This window comes from Jannaschia aquimarina, from assembly GCF_000877395.1.
GTDB lineage: Bacteria > Pseudomonadota > Alphaproteobacteria > Rhodobacterales > Rhodobacteraceae > Jannaschia > Jannaschia aquimarina.
The window spans coordinates 26,634-33,784 of the sequence record NZ_JYFE01000044.1 but is presented as its reverse complement, the minus strand read 5'-3'; the positions used below and the strand labels follow the sequence as shown (position 1 = coordinate 33,784).

Annotated in this window: 7 protein-coding genes; 4 read left to right on the top strand and 3 right to left on the bottom strand. The window is 64.2% G+C overall.

Annotation, left to right across the window (positions count from 1 at the left end; translation table 11 throughout):
• Window positions 1-480 precede the first annotated feature (480 nt).
• Genes jaqu_RS12450 through jaqu_RS12440 form a run of 3 tightly spaced genes read right to left on the bottom strand, consistent with a single transcriptional unit; the run spans window position 481 to window position 2,642 of the window.
• Window positions 481-1,719: an RNA polymerase sigma factor gene (locus jaqu_RS12450; RefSeq protein ID WP_169746093.1), complete on the bottom strand. Its 1,239-nt coding sequence runs from the start codon at window positions 1,717-1,719 to the stop codon at window positions 481-483.
• Window positions 1,712-2,092, bottom strand: a complete 381-nt coding sequence (locus jaqu_RS12445; protein WP_043919317.1) for a YciI family protein — start codon at window positions 2,090-2,092, stop codon at window positions 1,712-1,714. Before jaqu_RS12445 ends, jaqu_RS12450 begins: the two co-directional genes overlap by 8 nt.
• Before the next feature lie 13 nt (window positions 2,093-2,105).
• Complete coding sequence (locus jaqu_RS12440; RefSeq protein ID WP_043919321.1) at window positions 2,106-2,642, bottom strand: SRPBCC family protein; 537 nt, start codon at window positions 2,640-2,642, stop codon at window positions 2,106-2,108.
• A 215-nt stretch (window positions 2,643-2,857) separates the two neighbouring features.
• Here jaqu_RS12440 and jaqu_RS12435 point away from each other — a divergent pair, with 215 nt between their 5' ends.
• The 4 genes from jaqu_RS12435 to jaqu_RS12420 all read left to right on the top strand — a co-directional run bounded on the left by jaqu_RS12435 (window position 2,858) and on the right by jaqu_RS12420 (window position 7,107).
• Window positions 2,858-3,889, top strand: coding sequence for a LacI family DNA-binding transcriptional regulator (locus tag jaqu_RS12435; protein WP_043919316.1), 1,032 nt, complete (start codon window positions 2,858-2,860; stop codon window positions 3,887-3,889).
• An 80-nt stretch (window positions 3,890-3,969) separates the two neighbouring features.
• On the top strand, window positions 3,970-5,289 hold the full coding sequence (locus jaqu_RS12430) for an ABC transporter substrate-binding protein (RefSeq protein WP_043919315.1): 1,320 nt from the start codon (window positions 3,970-3,972) through the stop codon (window positions 5,287-5,289).
• A 118-nt stretch (window positions 5,290-5,407) separates the two neighbouring features.
• Window positions 5,408-6,274, top strand: coding sequence for a carbohydrate ABC transporter permease (locus jaqu_RS12425; protein WP_043919314.1), 867 nt, complete (start codon window positions 5,408-5,410; stop codon window positions 6,272-6,274).
• A 2-nt stretch (window positions 6,275-6,276) separates the two neighbouring features.
• Window positions 6,277-7,107 (top strand): carbohydrate ABC transporter permease, encoded by an 831-nt coding sequence (locus tag jaqu_RS12420; protein ID WP_043919313.1) that lies wholly within the window; start codon window positions 6,277-6,279, stop codon window positions 7,105-7,107.
• Window positions 7,108-7,151 lie beyond the last annotated feature (44 nt).

Below are 7,151 nucleotides of genomic sequence, written 5' to 3'. Positions count from 1 at the left end.
GCATGAGGAACGGCTACCGACCTTCCGCAATGCCAAGCACGGACAGCAATGGATCTGCGCCTTGGACAACATTCTCAACCAAGTCCGCCGCGACATTCCGCATCTCCGCAACAATCATCGTTCCGAAGCTGTCCGCGCCGCCCACGGCGAGGACGGGCGTCGGTAGGGGGTGGGCCTAGCGGGCGGGGCGGCCCTTCCCGGAATGGATCGCAGCAGAGGGACCGACGCATCCGATCTCCGGACGGCAATCCTCGCGGGGGGCCAGGAGATGAATTCGATCGGTCTGAACTGAGGAAGCTCGGGCAATGTATTCGTGCGTGACGGGCCGGGCATGCTGATCACGCCATCGGACGAGCCCTACTCCGACACGACGCGGAAATGGCACGGGTCCGCGATCTGTGCCGAGACTATAGGCGCCAGCAGTCGGAACCCGAAAGATGACGCTGGCGGCCACCTAACCGGGCGACGGATGGCCCTCCTCTAGGTCGACCTCACCTGGCCACTCAACGGACTTGACGCCCGCTCCAGCAGCCACTGTTTCAGCGGGGCGGTCGCGGCTTTTTCGGCCGCGTGACGGTACGCCTGCCGCGCCTCAGGTCGCCCCAACGCGGACAAGAGATGCGCACGGGTAGCCCAATAGGCTTGCATTCCGTCGGCGCCGTCGATGCCGTCGAGAAGTCCGAGCCCCGCATCCGGACCGTCACGTTCGGCCACCGCGGCGGCGTGGGCGATCCGCGCGCCAAGGGTTGGCGCTACCCGCAAGAGCCCCTGGTAAAGCGTCACGATCGCAGCCCAGTCCGTCCGCCCGGTCTCGACCCGGGCTGCGTGGACCGCCTGTATCGCCGCCTCGAGCTGGAAAGGACCGATCCTGCGCAGTTGGCCGGCGCGCCGGAGCAATGTCAGTCCCCGGGCGGTCCGCGCTGCGTCCCACGCTGCCGGGTCCTGATCCGCGAGCGGGACGAAGACCGGCCCGGCGCTTTCGGTCCGGCGTGCCGACGACAGGTTGAGAAGGGCCGCGAGCCCGAGGACCTCCGGCTCGTCCGGCCACATGTTTACCGCGACATCGGCCAGCCACAGGGCCTCGACGGACAGATCCTCCGTCATGTCCTCCGACGTCATCTGGAACGTCAGCGCATAAGCTCCGTAGATCGCTTCGAGAACGCTGCGGAGACGGCCTTCCAGATCATCCGCCCCGGGGACCGAAAAAGGGATCCGCGCTTCGAGGATCTTCCGCTTGGCCCGGACGAGCCTCTGCGACAAGGCCTGCGCCGATATGGCGAAGGCATGTGCCATTCGCGCGGGCTCGACCCCCAGCACGACCTGAAGCATGAGGGCCGTCCGGACATTCTCCGCAATGGCGGGATGGGCGCAAACGAACAAGAGCTTCATCCGGTCGTCGGGGATATCGTGTGCCGTCATGTCGTCGGCCTCCATCTCGACTGCCGTAGCGTCATCCGTCGTCTCGAGCCGGTAGGCCGCGCTCTTCCACCGGTCCCGCTGCACATTTCGGGCCACGGTCAGAAGCCAGCTAGACGGGGAACGCGGGATCCCCTTGGCACTCCATGCCGGCATGGCGCGCGCGAACGCTTCGGCCAGTGCGTCCTCGGCTCCGGCGATGTCGCCGGTCCGGCTGGCCAACGCGGCGACGAGGCGCCCTCGATCCTCGCGCGCCACCCGGTCGAGGGCAGCGCGCGCGCCGTCTGCGGATCCGTCAGCCACCCTTCCCGTGCCGGTCGCTTTCCTCCGGGGGCATGGCGGAAGGCCGCACTTCGATCTTGCCGTACTGGGCCGACGGGCATTTCTCCGCCCAGTCGAGCGCAGTATCCAGGTCGGGCACATCGATTACGAAGTAGCCGCCAAGCTGTTCGCGCGTATCCGCGTAAGGTCCGTCTTGGATCTGCCGAACGCCATCCGCCAGCGAGAGGACGGTGGCCGAGCTCGACGGGGCAAGGTAATCCGTGTCGACGAAGACGCCGGCATCCCGAAGCTGGGTGATGTAGGCGCCGTACGCCGCCAGCGCCTCGCCCATCTCGGTTTCGCCCATGTCCGAAAAGGCGGACTCGTCGTTGTAGAGAAATAGGGTGTACCGCATCTCACTCGTCTCCTCAGGCGTCCGGTCTGGCCGCAGATTGCGCGACATCGGCGAGGTTGGCGAGACCCGTCTCGTAGGTTCCGCCGACCATGCGATCCATGAACAGCCCCATGACGCGGCCGATCGGGTTCAGGCCGAATTCCATGTCCATGCCCCAGGTCACTCGGGTGCCCGTCCCTACTGGGTCCAGCCGGAAGGTTTGTGTCGGTTTCCCCATCGCGCCGAGGTCGATCTCCATGGTCACAGACCGGTTCTCTTCGATCAGGGCCACGACTTGCGTTCCCTTGCCATCCTTCCCATCGAACGCAAATCCCGAGCCGATCCCGAAGTCCGGACCGAAGAGCGAGATCTCGAGGGCGGGATCCGCGGTCCGATACGGATTGAATGTCTGATATCCCGCATTTGATGCAATCAGGCGATAGAGTGTCTCCGGACGGGCCTCGATGATCGCGGCCCGCTCCACATGGACGGCATTCGGCAGGGCCAGAGGTGCCGCGGCGATGGCTGCCAGAAAGGCGGCGCCGGATCCGGCAATGGTCAGGATGGTCATGGTATTTCCCTCGTCTTTCACCGAAGGCATCATTGCCTTCACCAGTAAGACGAGCGACCGGACGGCGGATCGACACGCCGCAGAGAATTTTTTTTTCCGCAGTCGAGAGACTGACCCGTCCCGGCGATCAGACGACGATAGGGAGGCGGGACGAGACGGATTTGACAGATGGTCTACCCCGCGGAATAGTTTTCGCGCGTAAAGGAGATGGAACCATGAGACCGCGTCGCGTTCGCACGATGGAGGAATTCGCCACCCGCAGCGGACTGTCCCGGCCGACCGTCTCCAAGTATTTCCAGGATCCCGCAAGCGTCCGCGCCTCGACACGCCAACGCATCGAGGCGGCGCTGGAAGAACTGGATTACAGGCCGAATATCTACGCCATGAACCAGAACCGGCGGCTGACGAAGAACGTCGGCGTCGTCGTTCCACTTCTTGCGGATCCGTTCTTCTCCGAGATCGCGCGGACCATAGAGAGGCTCTGCATCGCAGCGGGCTTCCGCCCCATCCTTCTGAGTTCCAACGGCGAGACCGCGCAGGAGCGGGAGAACCTCCAGACGCTCCTGTCCCTGAAGCCTGCCGGGGTCCTGATCGCTCCCCTCGGTCGGATCTCCGACGTCGCCGCAATCGAAGCGTTCGCCGCAGAGGTGCCGACCGTCCTTTTCGACAGTGCCCTGGACGTGGTGGGAACCGCATTCATCGGATCGGACAACAAGAGCTTCGTGGACCAAACCGTTGACTATCTATGTGAAACGGGATCCGCGCCCTGCCTCTTCGAGATGCGGACGCCAGCCAACCCGAATGCCGGAAAGCGCCGCCTCGCCTATGTCGCGGCGATGGAGCGCCATGGTTTCGATCCGATGATCGTAGCCATCGAAGGGACGGGTTGGGACTTCGAGCGGATCGGGCGGGACGGCGCGGACGCCATCTTTTCTGGGCCGGGCTTGCCCGCCAACACCGTCCTGTGCAGCAACGACCGGCTGGCCATCGGCCTTCTGTCCGCCGCGTATGCCAATGGGCTGCGAGTGGGCCGCGGCGAAGGTTGTGCGCTGCGGGTCGCATCAATGGACGACCACCCCTTCGCGCGCTTCACCTGCCCCGCCCTCACGACGGCGGCGCATGACTACGAGGCGGTCGCGAGCGAAAGCGTCGAAACGTTGCTGTCCGCGATCGAGGCCGGAGAAACCCCTTCGACACGGGAGGAGATCTTGATCCCGGCCCGACTGGTCCTGCGCGCCTCGGCATAACTTTACGCGCGTAACTTTTTTGTTGACGTTGCGTCGTCATTCGCCGCATGTTTGCTGAATAATGCATCAGGGAGGATGAGATGCGCCAAAAGACCGCGTCCCTCGTGACGACGGCTCTTGCCGTCTGCACGGCCGGAACCGCCTTCGCCGACGCCCACGCAACGACCGTGACGATCGCCACCGTGAACAACGGCGACATGATCCGGATGCAGGGGCTGACCGACGACTTCAACGAAAAGCACCCCGACATCACCCTGGAGTGGGTGACGCTGGAAGAGAACATCCTGCGCCAGCGCGTCACCCAGGACATCGCGACCAACGGCGGGCAGTTCGACGTGCTCACCATCGGGATGTACGAGACGCCGATCTGGGCGGCGCAAGGCTGGCTCGTTCCGCTCGACGATCTGGGCGAGGACTACGACGCCGACGACATCATCCCGGCGATGCGCGCCGGTCTGTCCTACGAGGGGACGCTCTACGCGGCTCCGTTCTACGGCGAGTCGTCGATGGTCATGTATCGGACCGACCTCTTCGACGAAGCCGGGCTTGAGATGCCGCGCGAACCCACATGGGAGCAGATCGCCGAATTCGCCCGGACCCTGACCGACAAGGATGCCGAGCAATACGGCATCTGCCTGCGGGGCAAAGCCGGCTGGGGCGAGAACATGGCGTTCATAACGACCGTCGCCAACAGCTTCGGCGCGCGCTGGTTCGACGAGGAGTGGAACGCACAGCTCGACAGCCCGGAATGGCTTGAGGCCGTGACCTTCTACAACGACCTGATGGCGGATGCCGGCCCTCCCGGTGCGGCGACGAACGGGTTCAACGAGAACCTCGCCCTGTTCCAGCAAGGCAAGTGTGGCATGTGGATCGACGCCACGGTCGCCGCCTCCTTCGTGACGAACCCCAACGACAGCGAGGTTGCCGACAGCGTGGGCTTTGCCCTGGCCCCCGATACCGGGCGCGGCAAGCGGGCGAACTGGCTCTGGGCATGGGCTCTGGCGGTTCCGTCCGGCTCGGACGCGACGGATGCGGCCAAGCAATTCATCGCTTGGGCGACGTCCAAGGACTATCTGGAGCTCGTCGCCTCCACCGAGGGGTGGTCGAACGTACCGCCCGGATCGCGCACGTCACTCTATAAGAATCCGGAATACGCGCAGGTTCCGTTCGCCGAAATGACGCTGGAGTCGATCAATCTTGCCGATCCGGGCAATCCGACCGTGGACCAGGTGCCCTATGTCGGCATCCAGTATGTGGCGATCCCGGAATGGCAGGGTATCGGAACGTCCGCCGGGCAGGAATTCTCGAACATGCTTGCCGGCCAGCAAACGCCGGAAGAGGCCTTGGCCCGCGCCCAGGAACTGGTGAACGAAGAGATGGAGGCGGCCGGCTACCGCTAGGCCGCTGGGGCAGGCTCCCTGCCCCATCCCCATCTCGAGGGTCGCCCCCGAAATCGCGGGGGCGGCGTCGAGGACCCTCGCCCGTCCGAAGAGCCGTCCACACCGTCGGGATCCCGTCATGGCCACGAAGGCATCGAAATCCGCAGCGCGCCTGATGATGGCGCCCGCCGTCACGTTACTGCTCGGATGGATGCTCGTCCCGCTGACGATGACGCTCTATTTCAGCTTCGCCGATTACCGCCCGCTGCGTGCGACGTTTGAGCCTTGGATCGGGTTTGACAACTATGTCCGGTTCACATCCTCCAGCTCCTTCTGGGACGCGGTCACGACGACCCTCGTGATGGTCGGCTCAATCCTTGCGATCACGGTCGTGCTCGGCATCCTGCTGGCCCTGCTTCTGGACAAGCCGATCTTCGGACAGGGGATCGTCCGGATCCTCATCATCTCGCCCTTCTTCGTGATGCCGACCGTCAGCGCGCTGGTCTGGAAGAACATGATGATGGATCCGGTGAACGGGGTCTTCAGCCACGTCTCGCGTTTCTTGGGCGCCACGCCCCATGACTTCCTGACGCAGACGCCGCTCTTCTCGATCATCCTGATCGTTTCATGGCAATGGCTGCCCTTCGCGACGCTGATCCTGCTGACCGCGATCCAGTCGCTCGACGGAGAACAACTCGAAGCCGCCGAGATGGACGGCGCGCCGCCGCTCAAACGCTTCTGGCATATCATCCTGCCGCATCTCGCCAGGGCGATCACCATCGTGATCCTGATCCAGACGATTTTCCTTCTGGCGATCTTCGCCGAGATCTTCGTGACCACGCAGGGATCGTTCGGGACGCGGACGCTGACCTACCTCGTGTTCCAGCGCGTGCTGGAAAGCCAGAATGTCGGCCTCGGCAGCGCCGGGGGCATCATCGCCGTCATCCTCGCCAACATAATCGCGCTGTTCCTGATGCGCGCCGTCGGCAAAAATTTGGACGCCTGACCATGGCCAGAGCCGTTTCCACCCGCACCCGTTTCGCCTGGACCGCGCTGGCCTGGACCATCGCGTTCCTGATGTTCTTCCCGATCCTCTGGACGGTGCTCACCTCGTTCAAGACCGAGGCCGAGGCGATCGCCTCTCCGCCCAGTGTGGTCGCCTTCGACTGGACGCTCGAAAACTACGGCGTCGTGCAGGAGCGGTCGGATTACATGCGCTACCTCTGGAACAGCATCATCATCGCCGGAGGATCGACCCTTCTCGGCATCGCGGTCGCCATTCCGGCCGCATGGGCGATGGCCTTCGTGCCGGGCCGGTTCACGCGCGACATTCTGATGTGGATGCTGTCGACCAAGATGCTGCCGGCGGTGGGCGTGCTCTATCCGATCTATCTGATCTGCATCGAACTGGGCGTGTTGGATAACCGGGCCGCGCTCGTCGTCATCCTGATGCTGATCAACCTGCCGATCATCGTCTGGATGCTCTATACCTACTTCAAGGAGATCCCGGGCGAGATCCTGGAGGCCGCGCGAATGGACGGGGCCAACCTGCGGTCCGAGATCCTCTACGTCCTGACGCCCATGGCGATCCCCGGCATCGCGTCGACCATCCTCCTCAACTTCATCCTCGCCTGGAATGAGGCGTTCTGGACGCTCAACCTGACATCCGTGGATGCCGCGCCGCTGACCGCCTTCATCGCCAGCTATTCCAGCCCCGAGGGTCTGTTCTTCGCCAAGCTCTCGGCGGCCTCGACCATGGCCATCGCGCCGATCCTGATCCTCGGCTGGTTCTCTCAGAAGCAGCTCGTCCGGGGCCTGACCTTCGGAGCAGTGAAATGAGCCGTCTGCCTTCCCGCAAACCCGAACTCATTCGCGGGCCCGGA